Origin of the sequence: Fictibacillus gelatini DSM 15865, from assembly GCF_000430745.1 — a bacterium.
GTDB classification, from domain to species: domain Bacteria; phylum Bacillota; class Bacilli; order Bacillales; family Fictibacillaceae; genus Fictibacillus_A; species Fictibacillus_A gelatini.
Genome location: NZ_AUMP01000003.1, coordinates 217023 through 234095 on the forward strand (window position 1 = coordinate 217023; position 17073 = coordinate 234095).

The window sequence follows — 17073 nt, forward strand, 5'->3', positions numbered from 1 at the left end:
TGGTATTCTAGTAATAGGAAGGAATGATTAGATAAGAGGAAGAAATCTAATCACCATCTTTATTATCACTCATATATTGTATCAAAGAGATGCAGTAGCGTAAGGGGGACCAAAAGATGCGGGTAGAGCGATTAACCTATAATAAGATAAAAATCTTCCTCACGTTGGATGATTTAAAAGAGCGAGGCATATCGAAAGATGAAATATGGCAGGATATCCCAAAGGTTCATCAATTATTTCGCGATATGATGAATGAAGCCGATGATGAAGTAGGGTTTAAAGCAGATGGACCGATTGCCGTAGAAGTATTTGCTTTACCTGCTCAAGGCATGGTAGTCATCGTTACAAAAGGCAGCAATGAATATGACCTGGAAGATGAATATGATGAAGACTATATCGAAATGCAAGTCACTCTTGATGAAAGTGATGAAATATTCTATGAGTTTTCGTCATTTGAAGATGTCATTTCGCTTGCCCATCGATTACATTCGTTTCAAATTGAGGGCGGAGTATTGTATTCCTTTAACGATCAATTTTATTTAAAGTTTGAGGAAAACGACATTCAATCGATTGAACTTGATATGTTGATAGCACTCCTGGCGGAATTCGGCAGCCCTTCCACAATTACCAGTTACCGTGTAATGGAATACGGTAAATGTTTAATGCCTAAAGAAGCGATATTGCAATTAAATACCTTTTTTAAATAAACCTCCCGGTGATCAGGGAGGTTTTTATATGATGTCATTCGAAAAAATGGTATGATAGAAAATATTTTATTGTACCCGAATCACATTTTCGGAAATAAAATGTTACATAGATAAGACGGTTAGGAGTGAATGAGGAGATGAAAATTGCTGTTTTATATGGCGGCGTTTCTGCAGAGAGAGAAGTGTCATTGTCATCCGGGAAACAAATTATGGCTGCTCTTAAAGAAAAAGGACACGAAGTGATTGGCATCGATTTTCAAATCGATCGTTTGAATGAACTTCTTCATTTAGAAGTCGATGCAGTTTTCATTGGTTTGCACGGTAAATTTGGCGAAGATGGCAGGCTGCAAGGCATGCTTGATATGCTCAATATCCCATATGTCGGTTCAGGGGTACTTGCTTCTGCTTTAGCAATGGATAAATCAAAGTCGAAGAAGTTTTTTCAAGAGCAAGGAATTCGTACCGCAAAAGAAATCGTTCTCGAGAAAAAATTATATCGGGAAGACGAACTGGAAATCCCATTTCCGTTTCCTGTCGTAGTAAAGCCGAATCACGAAGGCTCAACAATCGGTCTTACAATTGCTCAAAATAAAGAAGAATTATTACAGGGAATTCAAACTGCGTTTACGCATGATCATACGGTCATGATTGAACAATTTATTTCTGGTAAAGAAGTAACAGTAGCTGTAATGGGCGAAAAAGGAAATGTAAAAGCATTGCCAGTTGTTGAAATCGTCCCAAAAAATAGCTATTACGATTATGAATCAAAATATGCTGAAGGCGGAAGTGTGCACTATGTTCCGGCGAGGGTAAGCGATGAAATTACGGCCCTTTTGCAAAAAAATGCCGTTTTGGCCCATGAAGCACTAGGATGCGAAGTCTATTCACGTGTCGACTTTATCGTTCCACATGACGGCAGCGAACCGGTTATACTAGAAGTAAATACATTGCCCGGAATGACACCGACAAGCCTTTTCCCTGATGCTGCTAAAGAAATTGGGCTGAGCTATCCTGATATGATCGAGCAGCTTATTAAGCTTTCTATTCATAAATAACGACCCTGCCCCCTTGTAAAATAAGGGGGATTTTTATTTTTAGAACCTTATCAAAATACTGTGAAAGATTAGATTACATTTATGAATATTCCGAAAAAGGAAGCGCTTTCTTTTTTTTATGAGAAAATGTGATTTTTCCCTTCTCATAATGAGTCCAAAGGTGTATACTTGCACTGAACATTGACTAAACTTTAGAGGTGACAATAATGGGAGGTAATCAAATGACTGCCCAAAACAATGCAGATCAAAATCAAGAAAAACATGAAAATAACGATGTGCTAGCATCGACACAAACAGTGATACATGAAGCACTGGATAAATTAGGCTACCCATCAGAAGTATATGAATTGTTAAAAGAACCGATTCGATTGTTAACAGTTCGTATCCCAATCAAAATGGATGATGGTACGACGAAAATTTTCACGGGTTACCGTGCACAACATAATGACTCCGTTGGACCGACAAAAGGTGGCGTACGTTTCCATCCAAACGTAACGGAAAATGAGGTAAAAGCGCTTTCCATTTGGATGAGCTTAAAAGCAGGAATTGTTGACCTTCCATATGGCGGAGGTAAAGGCGGTATTATTTGTGACCCGCGTACGATGTCTTTCAGAGAGCTTGAAGCATTAAGCCGTGGATACGTTCGCGCCATCAGCCAGCTTGTAGGGCCTACGAAAGATATTCCAGCTCCAGATGTCATGACCAACTCTCAAATCATGGCGTGGATGATGGATGAATATAGCCGAATTCGTGAATTCGACTCTCCAGGTTTTATTACAGGTAAGCCGTTAGTGCTCGGTGGTTCTCACGGACGTGAAACAGCTACGGCAAAAGGTGTTACGATTTGTATTCGTGAAGCGGCTGCAAAACGTGGCATTACTTTAGAAGGTGCACGTGTTGTTGTTCAAGGGTTTGGTAATGCCGGCAGCTTCCTTGCGAAATTTATGCATGATGCTGGAGCGAAAGTAATTGGTATTTCCGATGCATACGGCGGTCTTTATGATCCTGAAGGATTGGATATCGATTATCTCCTTGAAAGACGGGACAGCTTTGGTACAGTAACGAAATTGTTTAAAGACACGATTTCAAATAAAGAATTGCTTGAACTAGATTGTGATATTCTCGTTCCTGCGGCAATTGAAAATCAAATTACGGAAGAAAATGCCCATAACATTAAGGCTTCCATCGTTGTCGAAGCGGCAAACGGTCCGACAACTCTTGAAGCAACGAAGATTTTAACTGAAAGAGGCATCCTTCTTGTTCCGGATGTTCTTGCAAGTGCTGGTGGGGTAACGGTATCTTATTTCGAATGGGTACAAAACAACCAGGGCTATTATTGGACAGAAGAAGAAGTGGAAGAAAAACTTGAAAAAGTTATGGTCAAATCCTTCAACTCTGTTTATACAACTTCGGTCAACCGCAAAGTGAACATGCGTCTGGCCGCTTACATGGTCGGTGTGCGCAAAATGGCTGAAGCTTCTCGCTTCCGCGGCTGGATTTAATCTTTGCAATGAAAGGAAAAATCCCCTATCATTTGTTGATAGGGGATTTTTATGTTTAGGGAGTGGTGATCGTGATTTATGATGTTTGTATTGTTGGGGGAGGTCCGTGCGGGCTTTCTGCGGCAATTGCGATAAAAGAAAAAGGTTTTTCATATGTTGTTCTTGAAAAAGGAAATGTCGTTGATACGATTTCCCGGTATCCAACCCACCAGACGTTTTTTAGCACGAGCGAAAAACTGGAAATTGGCGGTGTGCCTTTTGTGAATGAGGAAAGAAAGCCAAAAAGAATTCATGCGTTAACGTATTATCGAGAAGTTGTAAAGCGTAAGGAACTTCAAGTGAACACATATGAAAAAGTGATTTCTGTTGCAAAAGAATCGGATCAACTCTTTTGCATAATAACAAAAACTCAAAAAGGACAAGAGAAAGTTTATTATTCTCGTGCCGCCATTATTGCTACAGGTTACTATGACCACCCGAATATGATGGGAGTAAAGGGGGAAGAGCTGCCGCACGTTTTTCATTATTTTAAAGAAGGGCACCCTTTTTTCAATGAGGACATCGTTGTCATTGGCGGGAAAAATTCAGCGATCGATACAGCGCTCGAGCTTCAAAAATCCGGGGCGCGTGTGACCGTTCTTTATCGCGGTAAAGATTATTCGAAAAGCATTAAACCGTGGGTGCTGCCAGAATTTACGGCTCAAGTTTCTCAAAACAACATAAGGATGGAGTTTAATGCCGTTGTGAAAGAAATTACGGAAGACTTTTTGTTTTACGAAAAGGATGGGAAAACGGAAAAAATAAAGGCTGATTTCGTATTCGCCATGACCGGCTATCATCCCGATCATTCATTTTTAAGAAAAATGGGTGTTGCCATTGATGAAGAAACGGGAAGGCCTGTTCATCATCCAGACACGATGGAAACGAACGTGGAAAATATTTTCATTTGCGGCGTGATTGCCGCAGGGAATAATGCAAATGAAATCTTTATTGAGAACGGGAGATTTCATGGAGAGCTTATTGCAAAAGCGTTAAGCAAAAAAATCAACCTGTATTAAGAGCAGGTTGATTTAAAAACGTTTTTTGATTTTATTGTTTTCAATAATAGCCTATCATGTTACGATAGAAAAAAACAGTAGAAATGAGGGCTTACATGTTTGGAATTATTTCGGCGGCTATTGCACCTGCCATCGCCCTACTTTCTTTTTTTTATTTAAAAGATAAGTATGAAACAGAACCCATTTCAATGGTTATAAAAGTATATATTTTCGGTGCATTGCTCGTTTTTCCGGTTATGCTTATTCAATATGGATTGCAGGAAGAATTTACAATTTCCAGGCTCGTCCATGCCTTTTTATTATCCGGCTTTTTAGAAGAATTTTTAAAATGGTTTATCGTCATTTATTTCGCGTATCAACATGCCGAATTTAATGAACCATATGACGGCATCGTTTATGCGGTTTCCGCTTCATTGGGTTTTGCTTCCATGGAAAATATTTTTTATTTATATGTTCACGGTTTGCATGATGCGATTGGAAGGGCGTTATTGCCGGTAAGCAGCCATGCTTTATTCGGTGTGATTAGCGGCTACTATTTAGGAAAGGCGAAATTTTCTAGCCGGAAGTTGCTATATTTAGTATTAGCGATAATTATTCCTGCCGGATTACATGGCATATACAATTGGATATTATTGACTTTTGATAGCAAAAAAGACTTTTTGCTATTAATGATCCCATTTATGCTCTACTTATGGTGGATTGGCTTAAAGAGAGTGAGAATGGCAAATGCGCAAAAGTCTGAATGGCTATAAAAAAACGAAATGGCAGTCGCCGTTTCGTTTTTTTTATGTTTTAGAAACCTAAAACATGCAGATAGCGGAATCGGCTATTGGCCGATTCGAACAAATCTAACGTCTCATTTCTCATCTTCAGTTTGATGTATAAATAAGCTTTCATTACAAAAGCTACGTATATCATACAATGTTGAGAAAAATTCACAGGAGGCAATCTATTTATGAAGGGAATCAGGCATTACATAAAAAGGCTACTTATACTAGTTACTTTCTGTTTTTTGGTACTTGCGGATTTTCCCAACCAGGCGGCACATGCCTTCACCCCTCAAGTTATTCAAAAAGGAGCGGTTGGAGAAGATGTCATCGAACTTCAAGCAAGGCTTCAATACATTGGATATTATAACGGCCCAATCGACGGCGTTTTCGGATGGCGTACGTATTGGGCACTGCGAAACTTTCAATATGAATTTAAACTTCCTGTTGACGGGCTGGCAGGATATAAAACAAAAATAAAGCTTGCCAGTGTGACGAAATTTAATCGTGCCCGTGTGATGAAACTTATTCGCCAGGGAAGAAAATTTACGACGTATGGCGGGGTTTCGGAGAAAAAACAAACTGGCAATGTTGTGATTAAAGGTAGGAAAAAAGAAACGAAACAACCGGAAAGAAAACAGGCTAAAGCACAACCTGGCAAAAATACACCCGCAGGATTCTCGCAAAATGATATTAATTTACTTGCAAACGCGGTATACGGTGAGGCAAGGGGCGAACCATATATCGGGCAGGTAGCGATTGCTGCCGTTATTTTAAATCGCCTCCATAGTCCTGCTTTTCCAAATACGGTGGCAGGGGTAATATTTGAACCACGAGCATTTACGGCGGTTGCAGACGGCCAGATTTATTTAACACCTAATAAAACGGCAAAAAAAGCTGTCATGGATGCGATTAATGGATGGGATCCTACGGGAGAAGCGTTATATTATTTTAACCCGGATACAGCAACATCAGGTTGGATATGGACAAGACCGCAAATTAAAAAGATAGGGAAGCATATTTTCTGTAAATAATTGAGGTGACTAACTTGATAAGAACGGTTCTTATTGTCATACTTGCACTTGGTATCGTCGGAACAGGCTACTGGGGATACAGTGAACATCAAGAAAAAAACGCTGTGCTTCTGCAGGCTGAAAACAATTATCAACGGGCATTTCATGAGTTGAATTTTCATATTGATTCTTTGCATGATAAAATCGGGGAAACACTTGCCATGAATTCACAAAAACAACTGTCCCCGGCGCTTGCTCAAGTCTGGCGGTTGACTTCTGAGGCACATAACAATGTCGGACAACTTCCGCTTGCACTATTGCCATTTAACAAAACGGAAGAATTTCTTGCGAAGATGGGGGACTTTAGCTATCGGGTCGCTGTTCGCGATCTTGATAAAAAGCCTTTAACGAAAGAAGAGTATAACACCTTAAAAACGCTTTATGCGAACTCAACGAACATTCAAAATCAATTAAGAAAAACAGAAGCGATGGCACAGAAAAAAAATTTACGCTGGATGGATGTTGAACTTGCCTTAGCGACAAATAAGCAGCCTCAGGATAATACAATCATTGACGGATTTAAAACGGTTGATAAATCGGCGCAAGGCTATACAGAATTAGATTTTGGTCCTGAAGCGAAAGAAATGGACAAGTTGAAAAATCGTAATTTGTCGCATTTATCAGGAAGGAAGATCTCAAAACAAGAAGCGAAACAGCTAGCCTTCAAGTTTTTAAATCTTCGCCGCAATGTAAAAATAAAAGTAGAAGAATCAGGAAAAGGAGCGCAATATGATACTTACTCCTTAACCATTTATAACCCGGATACGAAAGCGAACACGTATATGGATCTTTCCAAAAAAGGCGGCCATCCGTTATGGGTATTGCAAGACCGGAAAGTTGGGAAGCCGACAATTAGTTTAAATGAAGCACAAAATAAAGCGGATCAGTTTTTAAACCGTCATTTAAATACGAAAATGGAAGCTGTATCAAGTGATCAATATGATAATGTTGGGGTATTTACATTCGCTGCTGTGCAAAACGGTGTGCGCATTTATCCGGATACCGTTTCCGTAAAGGTTGCATTAGATAATGGCGATATTATGGGCTATGAAGGAACAGAGTACTTACTTTCCCATCATAAACGAACCATTCCGGCTGTTAAACTTTCGGAGGCAGCTGCAAAAACAAAAGTCAATCCGAAGTTTAAAATGATGGAAAAGCATATGGCTCTTATTCGAAACGATGTGGGCAAGGAAGTTCTTTGCTACGAGTTTTTAGGGGTACTTGGCGATGAAACGTATCAAATTTTCATTAATGCAGAAAACGGAAAAGAAGAAGGCGTTAAAAAGCTGAAAGAGGCAGAACCTTCTTATGAATCCATTTAAGGAAAAGCGAATTTTCGCTTTTCCTTTTATTTGTTCTCTGGCATAATAAGTCATAAGAAAAAATGCTAAAAGTTGGGTGAACTTTTTTGATTACGATAGGAGAAACCGTTTATTTGGAACCATTACATTCAGAGAAGCAAGACCGTTACAAATGTAAAATCGTTGAAATCAAGGAAAATCAGTTATGGGTAGACTATCCCATCAATGAAAAGACAAAGCGAACAGAATTCTTTTTAGAAGGAACGCCATTTAAAGCAACATTTGTCAATAAAAAGGACCAATCGGTATTTATGTTTAAAACAGAGCTTCAGGGGCGCAAAATGGACAAAATCCCCGTTTTACTTATAAGTTACCCCGGAAGTGAAGCACTTCAGCGTATTCAACGAAGGCAATATGTTCGGGTCGATACAATGCTTGATGTTGCCGTTAGCCATAACGAACAGCTGTTTCCACCGTTTGTTACAGTTGCTGTTGATATTAGTGCAGGCGGAATGCAACTCGTCTTGCCCCGGCGCCATTCTCTGTTGGAAAACAATATCATTCAATGTTTAATCGTACTTCCAATGACATCAGGAGAGAAAGTTTACCTTGATCTTGAATGCAACGTATTAAGAATATCCGCTGATAGCGAAAAGGTGAGGGCTTCCATCCAATTTAAAGAAATTCAGGAATTTGAACGTCAGCAAATTATTCGCTATTGTTTTGAACAACAACTCCTGCATAAGAAAAAAGAGGCCATGAATGAATAGCATTTTAGTGAATGTGGAATACTTCGTGGATGAATATAGAATGTAAAGGAAGAAGCCGGATGGAAAAATTGGATCATCTATTAATCAAGCTTGTCTTCATTCACATTGTATTTCTTTTTCTTGCACAATGGGCCATTCAACATGAGACATGGCACGAACGGTTTAATAAAAGCGTGTATTACGAAGGCGTCTTAAAGGAAAACAAAACGAATCTACTTGAAACATTAGACCGCTAACCAGAGAATATGATATAGTAAATTCGTTATTATTTTTTTTAGTAGCCTAAAAAAGCAGGGGAAATACCTGCTTTTTAGTATGTAGAGATGGTGTTTTTGGGAGGAAAAATAATGAAACAAAAATTAAAAATAGCAATCGATGGCCCCGCCGGAGCTGGAAAAAGTACAGTTGCCAAATTGGTGGCTGATCAATTGTCATACATTTATATTGATACGGGTGCCATGTATCGTGCGTTAACCTATAAAGCGCTTTTAACGCGCGTTGATGTGCATAATGAAGAAGAACTAGCTCATTTATTAAAGAATTCTATGATTGAATTAAAAGTCCAAAATTCAAGACAGGCCGTTATTTTAGACGGCAAGGATGTAACCGATGAAATTCGTACAGCTGACGTAACGAACAATGTTTCGTTTGTTGCGAAATGCCAGACGGTCAGAGAAGAAATGGTTAAACGGCAACAACTCCTTGCCAGAGGCGGCGGAGTCGTAATGGACGGCCGCGATATCGGGACACATGTGATGCCTGATGCCGAGGTGAAGGTTTTTCTAGTCGCATCCGTAGAGGAAAGAGCACGAAGAAGATTTGAAGAAAATAAATTAAAAGGGTTTGAAGCCGACTTTGAACAATTAAAGGAAGAAATTGCACTTCGTGATAAACGGGATTCAGAACGAGAATATGCACCATTAAAAAAAGCAGAAGGCGCAATCGAACTTGATACGACATCTATGACCATACAGGATGTAGTTAACGCAATTTTGCATTTAGTCAACGAAAGGGCTGAATAGGGTGGATTTATACTTTATTGGGAAAAAAGTTTGTCAAACTTTTTTTGCTTTGATGTATGGCATGGAGGTGAAAGGTACGGAAAAAATCCCACAGGACGGTGGAGTTTTACTTTGTGCCAATCATATTCACAATTTTGATCCGCCGTTAGTCGGCGTTGCTACGCCAAGAGTCGTTCATTTTATGGCAAAAGCTGAACTTTTCAACGTTCCCGTGTTAAAACATATTATTAAACGGATCCATGCTTTTCCGGTCCGCCGGGGAATGAGTGACAAACAGGCGCTGAAAAACGGTCTAAAGCTTTTAAAAGAAGGAAAAGTGCTCGGGCTTTTCCCCGAAGGGCACCGCAGCAAGACCGGTGAATTAGGAGAAGGTCTTGCAGGAGCGGGTTTTTTTGCATTGAAAACAGATGCTGCTGTTATTCCGTGTGCGATTATCGGAAAGTACAAATTCAGAAAAAAATTAAAGGTCGTTTATGGCGAACCGATCGATTTTAAAGAACTAAAGGAGCAAAAAGTTTCCGCAAAAGAGGCAACAGACCTTATAATGGAACATATAAGGCGATTGATAAATGAGAATCAATAAAGACTGTTTTGGATGGTGATTCTTAATCTTTCAGCTAAATTTGAGGAGGGCAAACGTATGACAGAAGAAATGAATACAAGTTTGACGGACACAAAAGTGGTTGAAACCGGAGACGTTGTTCAAGGTACGGTTATTAAAGTGGAAGATAAGTATGCGCTAATTGATATTGGTTATAAGCAAGATGCTTTGCTGGCTGTCAATGAAATTTCCAACCTGTTTGTTGAAAAAGCAAGTGATGTATTAAACACAGGAGATGTGATTACTGTAAAAGTCATTTCGCTTTCAGAAGACAAGCTTCTCGTTTCAAAAAAAGCTGTAGATTCTGAAAAATCATGGGAAGAGTTGGAAAAGAAATTTGAAAATAACGAAACATTTACGGTGACCATTCATGATGTCGTTAAAGGCGGACTTGTTGTCGACCTTGGTGTAAGAGGATTTATCCCCGCATCAATGGTCGAAAAGCATTTTGTAGAAGATTTCAGCGACTATAAAGGAAAAGAATTAGACGTTAAAATTGTTGAATGCGATCAAGAAAAAAATCGTTTAATTTTATCCCACCGTGCCGTTTTAGAAGAGATCGAAAACAAGAAAAAAGAAAACTTATTAAATTCATTGTCGCAAGGACAAGTTCTTGAAGGAAAAGTGCAAAGATTGACAAACTTTGGAGCATTTGTAGACATTGGCGGGGTTGATGGGCTCGTACATATTTCTCAATTGTCCCATAAACGTGTAGATCATCCTTCAGAAGTCGTTCAAGAAGGAGATACCGTTACGGTAAAAGTATTAAATGTAGACCGCGATAGTGAACGCATTTCTTTATCCATTAAAGAAACACTTCCAAGCCCATGGGAGCAAGTAATAAACAATATACAACCTGGTGAGGTTATTCAAGGAGTCGTCAAGCGTCTCGTTTCATTCGGAGCATTTGTTGAAGTGGGAGAAGGAGTCGAAGGGCTTGTTCATATTTCGGAAATTAGCAATCGACATATTGGAAATCCGAATGAAGTGTTAAAAGAAGGGGAAACTGTTACTGTAAAAGTGTTGGATGTTGACCGCGGCGAAAAGCGGATTTCTTTAAGCATTCGTGCTGCTTTAGAAGAAAAAGAAGAGCAAAACATGAAAGACAACTTGCCAAAAGAAGAAAAAGGATTTTCCCTTGCGGATATGATTGGCGATCAACTAAAAAAATATCAATAACATTGCCGCAAGAGAATGTTTTAAACTAGTATGCAAACAGGTGAAAACGATATGCGATCTTTGAGGAAATTGGAACATATTAAGCATGCGGTTGAAAGTGAAAAAATAGGAACAAACGGATTTGATGATATAACGCTTGTTCACAATAGCTTATCTAATGTTTCAGTTTCTTCGATTGATCTTAAAACGAAAATAGGTGAACTCGATTTACGTTCACCTATTTTTATTAATGCAATGACAGGTGGCGGTGGTTTAAAAACATTAGAAATTAACCGGGCGCTTGCTGAGATAGCATCTTATTTTAATATGGCGGTTAGCGTCGGTTCGCAAATGGCCGCCTTAAAAGATAAAAATGAACGGGCAACATTCGAGATTGTTCGAAAATCTAACCCGAATGGCGTCATTATTGCGAATTTAGGCAGTGAGGCGACAGTCGATCAGGCGGAAGCTGCAATCGAGATGATTGCAGCGGATGCCCTTCAGATTCATTTAAATACTGTTCAAGAACTCGTTATGCCTGAGGGTGACCGCGATTTTTCAGGCAGGCTTAATCGAATTGAAGCAATCGTAAATCGCGTCAACGTTCCGGTCATTGTTAAAGAAGTCGGCTTTGGGATCGGAAAGGAAGCTGCTTTGCTGCTTAAGGATATTGGTGTAAAGATCATCGATGTCGGAGGATACGGGGGAACCAATTTTTCTCTTATAGAAAATAAACGGCGAATGGATGAGTTGTCATTTTTTAATCATTGGGGTATCCCAACTGCGATAGCCATTATTGAAACGAACGAAGTGTTTCATGGAAGTATCATTGCTTCTGGTGGTTTACAAAACAGCCTTGAGATTGTAAAGGCTCTTTCACTCGGTTCGAACGCCGTCGGAATGGCGGGGCATTTGATCTCCGTTTTAATTAAAAAAGGAAGAGATGAACTTTTTCAAACGATTGAAAATCTGCACAATGAAATGGTGATGATCATGACAGCCCTTGGCGTTACTACGGTGAAAGAACTTCATCATCATCCAGTCGTCATTTCGGGTGCTGTTTATCATTGGCTTGAACAAAGAGGTATTGATACTGCGCGGTATGCGCAAAGAAGAACTCCCGTGAAATAGGAGTTCTTTTTCTTTAGCCTTTATTCCGTTTTCTCGCTTCTTCCGGACCTTCTAATGTTGATGATCCAGGGTATTTTAAACTTTGATCGCGATCAGATTCGACTCTTCTTGACTCGCGTAACTTTTTTTCTTGACGATCTTTGCCCACATTTCTCACTCCTTCCATCATTGGTTTTATTTTGACATACGTGATTAACTTTTATTCTTCCGAGTCATAATGAGTGATGAGGTGTAGAAAAATGGAAGGCATTTATTTTTACTGGATTTCGTGGCTCTTCTGGACATATTGCACGTTTTTAATGCCAAAATCGTCGAAACGAACAAAAGCGGCGATGTTCATACTCATTTTACTTTTATGTTCAAATACATTCATTCAATATGGCCGATATGTACTCAATCTATCTTTTATTATTCTCGCTGCTATGTGTTTCTTTGCATTTACCAGGTACCCATTTAGAAACATGATTTATTTTGTTTTTGCCAGTTTCATTATCATGTTCTCTTATGTTTGTTTGCTTCTTTTTTCGATGTATGATCCGGTTTGGTTTTATATTGATGTGAAATGGGTTCTTTCAACATTCATACTTTTACTCTCAATTATTATTGTTCAAACGAAGAAAGCAAGGTTGCATGTCCTTTTGACAGGATGTTGCCAGGGAGAATGTCTTTATCGTTTTCTCATTCAAAAGTTAACAAAAACGACCATATTCGGAAGTAGCGCTTTTTTTGATACCGTTTCTATCTGTTGCTTTCTTTACGGGCTAGTATCGCTAGTGTATTATTTTAGCCAGCTTTTTAAAGAGGGGATTCAATTGACATGGCTTCACCGAAAATTATAAGTGGTTGAAAATTTCAAGCTTAATTTGCTAAAATAGATTAGCTATTCAAATCATTAGATAACCCTTTTTCTAATGTAGGGTTATCTTTTTTGTACATAAATTAAATTGCTATTCGAAGTATGTAATGTGAAAAGGGATGTGTCTATATGTCAAAACCGGTAATGGCCATTGTTGGACGGCCGAATGTTGGTAAATCAACGATATTTAATCGGATTGTCGGCGATCGTGTGTCGATTGTTGAAGATATGCCAGGTGTAACGAGAGATCGAATTTATAGTTCTGCCGAATGGTTAAACCATGAGTTTAACGTGATCGATACGGGCGGAATCGAAATTGGGGATGAACCGTTGCTGGTACAAATGAGGCAGCAGGCGGAAATTTCCATTGACGAAGCGGATGTTATTGTTTTTATCGTCGACGGCAGGGAAGGGATTACCGCAGCCGATGAAGAAGTGGCTAAATTGCTATTTCGTTCAAACAAGCCTGTTGTGTTAGGCGTAAATAAAATTGATAACCCGGAACGCCAGGAACTTATTTACGAGTTTTACTCACTTGGGATCGGGGAGCCGATTGCCATTTCAGGTGCTCACGGCTTAGGGTTAGGCGATTTGCTTGATGCGGTTGTCCGGCACTTCCCTGATCGTAAAACGGATGAAGAAGATGACGATACGATTCGTTTTTCACTTATCGGAAGGCCAAATGTCGGGAAGTCATCGCTTGTCAATAGCATTTTAGGAAAAGAACGGGTGATTGTAAGCAATATCGCCGGAACAACACGCGATGCCATTGATACGGAATTTATAAAAGATGGGCAAAAGTTCGTCATCATTGATACGGCGGGAATGAGAAAAAAAGGAAAAGTTTATGAAAGCACGGAAAAGTACAGTGTTCTCCGGGCTCTCCGGGCAATAGAACGTTCTGACGTCGTTTGTGTCGTTTTAAATGCCGAAGAAGGGATCATTGAACAAGATAAAAAAGTTGCAGGATATGCCCATGAAGCCGGCAAAGGTGTTATTATTATCGTCAACAAGTGGGATGCGATCGAAAAAGACGATAAAACGATGAAAGAATTCGAACAAAAAGTGCGTGATCACTTTTTGTATTTAAATTATGCGCCGATTATTTTTGTTTCTGCTAAAACAAAACAAAGGCTGCACACACTTTACCCGCTAATTGCCCAGGTGGCGGAAAATCATTCACTCCGAATTCAAACGAATGTTTTAAACGATGTGGTTATGGATGCGGTTGCGATGAATCCTACCCCGACTGATAACGGCAAACGGCTAAAGATTAATTACGTTACTCAAGTGGCGATCAAACCGCCTACCATTGCTTTATTCGTGAACGATCCAGAACTTCTTCATTTTTCGTATCGACGCTTTTTAGAAAATAAAATTCGTGAAACATTCGGCTTTATTGGAACGCCTATACGAATTGTGGCCCGCAAAAAAAATGAGTAGTAAACACCAATCAATGTATGAAGAAGGAGCTAGAGAGAATGACAAAAGTTGCAGTAATCGGGGCAGGAAGCTGGGGAACAGCACTGGCCGTAGTATTGGCAGATAATGACCATGAAGTTCGTCTATGGGGAAGAAGAAAAGAACAAATTGACGAAATCAATGAAAATCATACAAATGAAAAATACTTACGGGATATTGTCCTACCTTCTAATATAGAAGGTACAACAAGCATGAAAAAAGCAGTGGAAAATGCGGAATATGTTGTTCTAGTTACGCCGACAAAAGCGATGAGAGATGTTCTTGGCGAATTGAAAAGTGCACTGGATAAACCGGTGACGATTGTTCATGCGTCCAAAGGAATCGAGCCGAACACTTACAAGCGTATTTCAGAAATCATCGAAGAAGAGATCCCTGCTGAACAGAGAAATGCAATTGTCGTTTTGTCAGGTCCAAGCCATGCAGAAGAAGTTTGCCTTAGACAGCCGACTACTGTAACGGTATCATCAACCAATGTAGAATTCGCAGAACATGTCCAGGATTTGTTTATTAACCAATATTTCAGAGTGTATACGAATCCGGATATTATCGGAGTAGAAATCGGAGGCGCCCTGAAAAACATTATTGCATTAGGTGCCGGGATCTCAGATGGGTTAGGCTATGGAGACAATGCAAAAGCCGCTTTAATTACGAGAGGGCTTGCTGAAATCACGAGATTAGGAGTGAAAATGGGCGCGAATCCACTAACCTTTTCTGGATTAACTGGAATCGGTGATTTGATTGTGACATGTACGAGTGTCCACAGCCGGAACTGGCGGGCAGGGAATCTCCTTGGAAAAGGGGAAAAGCTTGATGACGTCCTTGCTAAAATGGGAATGGTTGTTGAAGGTGTCCGTACAACAGAGGCGGCGTACCATCTTGCAAAAATCGAAGATGTTGAGATGCCGATTACGAATGCGCTGCACGCTATCCTTTTTAGCGGAATGAACCCGAAAGAAGCGGTTGACGAATTAATGCAGCGCTCAAGGACGCATGAGGTTGAAGAGTTGTAAAATCTTATCAGGGGAATTCCTCTTCCGTAGATTTCTTTTTCACAATAGCCCGGGCTACCGCATACGATATGGTGAAAAGGAAGTTGGAGGAGGACGGTTATGGATAAAGAGAATCAAAATCAGTTTTTTGATAAAGTTGAACAAAAAACGAACGTGAAAAAAGAGGACATTTTTAAATTAGCCCAATCGGTCAGCACGAAAAACCTTCGTGATGAACGTACATTAAGGCAGTTAATCTCTCAAGTAGCGAATTTGGCAGGGGTGCCAGTGACTAAGCAGAAAGAGGATCAAATTATTAAAGCGGTCACGGGCAATCAAATCCCGCTTGACCTGGAAACATTGTCGAAAATGTTTGACACTAAATGATCCTGCTAGAAACCAAGAACCGGAGCATGAAACGATCGGCTCTGGTTTTTCTTTTGCCAACGTTACATCAAATCGTTATGTTTATGCTATAATTGACGCTGTAGTCGTAAAGGAGGTTCCATATGAGTGAAGGCTTGATGAAAATGTGGGTTGCGCTGTCGGCTATTGGCTTAATGTTTATAGCGGTCATTTCGATTTTGGTCAGTCGTTCAAAGTTAAAAGGGCTATTTAAATACATTGTCGCAACCATTGCTTATTTGTGTTTATTTACCGCGGGCTTTTTAATTTTACTTGTCGTCATGAGCGGTGCTTCAACAGGGTAAAAGGAGAATTAACACGAATGAAAAAATTAATGGCGTTATGTATGATCGGTCTCGTTTTTACTTTATCCGGTTGTCTTTATCCAAATGACCAGAGGGCCGAAAATCGAATTCCGTATAAAGATCAAATTCAATCAGTTCAATCGGCTGTAGAAGATTATCATAAAGATACTTCAATCCTGCCGATTAAAAATAGTGATCAATCTACAGGTATTTATGAAAAATACCGAATTGATTTTGGTAGATTGATTCCTAAATATATGCAAAAGCCACCCGGGAATTCCTATGAAAATGGGGGGACGTTTCAGTATGTGTTAGTGGATGCTGAAACAAAACCGAAAGTCAAACTCATTGATCTAGTTACAGTAAACAGGGTACAGGAGTTTGACATGCGCTTAAAAGATTACATACGAAGGAATAAGTATCCACCGTTCGAACACGTGTTAGGAAATGGGTACTTTACTTTAAATTATAAAGAATTAGGGCTAAAGTCTGAACCTTTTGTCGTCAGTCCATTTTCCGGCAAACATCTTCCGCTGATTATCGATAGCAAATATAACGTTTATGTCGATTATTCAATGGACTTGTACGAAGCATTGCATAAGTATAAACACCACTATAAAACAGGCCAGGATATTCGCGATATTTTAGTAGATCATTCGAATTTTGTCCCTGCATTTTCCGTTCCATATACGGTGAAAAAGAATGAACCGGTATTTTTAACAAAGTAGTCATGAACTCTCCTCTTTTCTAATACATTCATAGAAAAGGAGGAGAGATTTTTTTATACCCCATCTTGCGTATAAGAAGAGACCGATTATCCTGGAAGATCACGTCATGTGCTTCTCTCCCGGTCTAAATGCAATGTGAAGGTGATTTAAAAAATCTTTC

Annotated in this window: 20 protein-coding genes; 19 read left to right on the forward strand and 1 reads right to left on the reverse strand. The window is 39.5% G+C overall.

The window, feature by feature from the left end:
• Positions 1-116 precede the first annotated feature (116 nt).
• The 13 genes from H538_RS0106580 to fni all read left to right on the forward strand — a co-directional run bounded on the left by H538_RS0106580 (position 117) and on the right by fni (position 12148).
• Positions 117-707 carry a genetic competence negative regulator gene (locus tag H538_RS0106580; RefSeq protein ID WP_026676925.1) on the forward strand — a complete coding sequence of 197 codons (591 nt, stop codon included), beginning with the start codon at positions 117-119 and terminating at the stop codon, positions 705-707.
• A 137-nt stretch (positions 708-844) separates the two neighbouring features.
• Positions 845-1762 carry a D-alanine--D-alanine ligase family protein gene (locus H538_RS0106585; RefSeq protein ID WP_026676926.1) on the forward strand — a complete coding sequence of 306 codons (918 nt, stop codon included), beginning with the start codon at positions 845-847 and terminating at the stop codon, positions 1760-1762.
• 221 nt (positions 1763-1983) lie between these two features.
• Positions 1984-3264, forward strand: coding sequence for a Glu/Leu/Phe/Val family dehydrogenase (locus H538_RS0106590; RefSeq protein ID WP_026676927.1), 1281 nt, complete (start codon positions 1984-1986; stop codon positions 3262-3264).
• A 71-nt stretch (positions 3265-3335) separates the two neighbouring features.
• A complete protein-coding gene (locus H538_RS0106595; protein WP_035350236.1) occupies positions 3336-4322 on the forward strand; it encodes a YpdA family putative bacillithiol disulfide reductase in 987 nt (328 codons plus the stop codon).
• Between the two features lie 95 nt (positions 4323-4417).
• On the forward strand, positions 4418-5074 hold the full coding sequence (gene prsW / locus H538_RS0106600) for a glutamic-type intramembrane protease PrsW (protein WP_026676929.1): 657 nt from the start codon (positions 4418-4420) through the stop codon (positions 5072-5074).
• Positions 5075-5277: 203 nt separating this feature from the next.
• Entirely contained in the window at positions 5278-6123 is an 846-nt protein-coding gene (gene sleB / locus H538_RS0106605) for a spore cortex-lytic enzyme (protein WP_026676930.1), read from the forward strand.
• 14 nt (positions 6124-6137) lie between these two features.
• Complete coding sequence (gene ypeB / locus H538_RS0106610) at positions 6138-7487, forward strand: germination protein YpeB (protein ID WP_026676931.1); 1350 nt, start codon at positions 6138-6140, stop codon at positions 7485-7487.
• Positions 7488-7573: 86 nt separating this feature from the next.
• Complete coding sequence (locus H538_RS0106615) at positions 7574-8236, forward strand: flagellar brake protein (protein ID WP_026676932.1); 663 nt, start codon at positions 7574-7576, stop codon at positions 8234-8236.
• A gap of 59 nt (positions 8237-8295) precedes the next feature.
• On the forward strand, positions 8296-8472 hold the full coding sequence (locus tag H538_RS26020; RefSeq protein WP_154657917.1) for a DUF5359 family protein: 177 nt from the start codon (positions 8296-8298) through the stop codon (positions 8470-8472).
• A 111-nt stretch (positions 8473-8583) separates the two neighbouring features.
• Positions 8584-9258 (forward strand): (d)CMP kinase, encoded by a 675-nt coding sequence (gene cmk / locus H538_RS0106625; RefSeq protein ID WP_026676933.1) that lies wholly within the window; start codon positions 8584-8586, stop codon positions 9256-9258.
• Between the two features lie 61 nt (positions 9259-9319).
• Positions 9320-9841, forward strand: a complete 522-nt coding sequence (locus tag H538_RS0106630; protein ID WP_407636378.1) for a lysophospholipid acyltransferase family protein — start codon at positions 9320-9322, stop codon at positions 9839-9841.
• A 57-nt stretch (positions 9842-9898) separates the two neighbouring features.
• Positions 9899-11038: a 30S ribosomal protein S1 gene (gene rpsA, locus H538_RS0106635; protein WP_026676935.1), complete on the forward strand. Its 1140-nt coding sequence runs from the start codon at positions 9899-9901 to the stop codon at positions 11036-11038.
• 51 nt (positions 11039-11089) lie between these two features.
• On the forward strand, positions 11090-12148 hold the full coding sequence (gene fni / locus H538_RS0106640) for a type 2 isopentenyl-diphosphate Delta-isomerase (RefSeq protein ID WP_035350239.1): 1059 nt from the start codon (positions 11090-11092) through the stop codon (positions 12146-12148).
• 13 nt (positions 12149-12161) lie between these two features.
• On the opposite strand, the gene H538_RS25440 is transcribed toward fni, so the two are convergent.
• Complete coding sequence (locus H538_RS25440; protein ID WP_081412595.1) at positions 12162-12296, reverse strand: YpzI family protein; 135 nt, start codon at positions 12294-12296, stop codon at positions 12162-12164.
• 91 nt (positions 12297-12387) lie between these two features.
• On the opposite strand from H538_RS25440, the gene H538_RS0106650 reads away from it, so the two are divergent.
• From H538_RS0106650 to H538_RS0106675, 6 genes are all read left to right on the forward strand, one after another.
• A complete protein-coding gene (locus H538_RS0106650; protein WP_026676937.1) occupies positions 12388-12987 on the forward strand; it encodes a YphA family membrane protein in 600 nt (199 codons plus the stop codon).
• 146 nt (positions 12988-13133) lie between these two features.
• The gene (der, locus tag H538_RS0106655) at positions 13134-14447 is read left to right on the forward strand and encodes a ribosome biogenesis GTPase Der (RefSeq protein WP_026676938.1); all 1314 of its coding nucleotides are present in this window, start codon (positions 13134-13136) and stop codon (positions 14445-14447) included.
• A gap of 38 nt (positions 14448-14485) precedes the next feature.
• Entirely contained in the window at positions 14486-15496 is a 1011-nt protein-coding gene (locus H538_RS0106660; protein WP_026676939.1) for an NAD(P)H-dependent glycerol-3-phosphate dehydrogenase, read from the forward strand.
• Between the two features lie 99 nt (positions 15497-15595).
• Entirely contained in the window at positions 15596-15862 is a 267-nt protein-coding gene (locus H538_RS0106665) for a stage VI sporulation protein F (protein WP_026676940.1), read from the forward strand.
• 122 nt (positions 15863-15984) lie between these two features.
• Complete coding sequence (locus H538_RS0106670) at positions 15985-16185, forward strand: DUF2768 domain-containing protein (protein ID WP_026676941.1); 201 nt, start codon at positions 15985-15987, stop codon at positions 16183-16185.
• A 17-nt stretch (positions 16186-16202) separates the two neighbouring features.
• Entirely contained in the window at positions 16203-16913 is a 711-nt protein-coding gene (locus tag H538_RS0106675) for a hypothetical protein (RefSeq protein WP_026676942.1), read from the forward strand.
• Positions 16914-17073 lie beyond the last annotated feature (160 nt).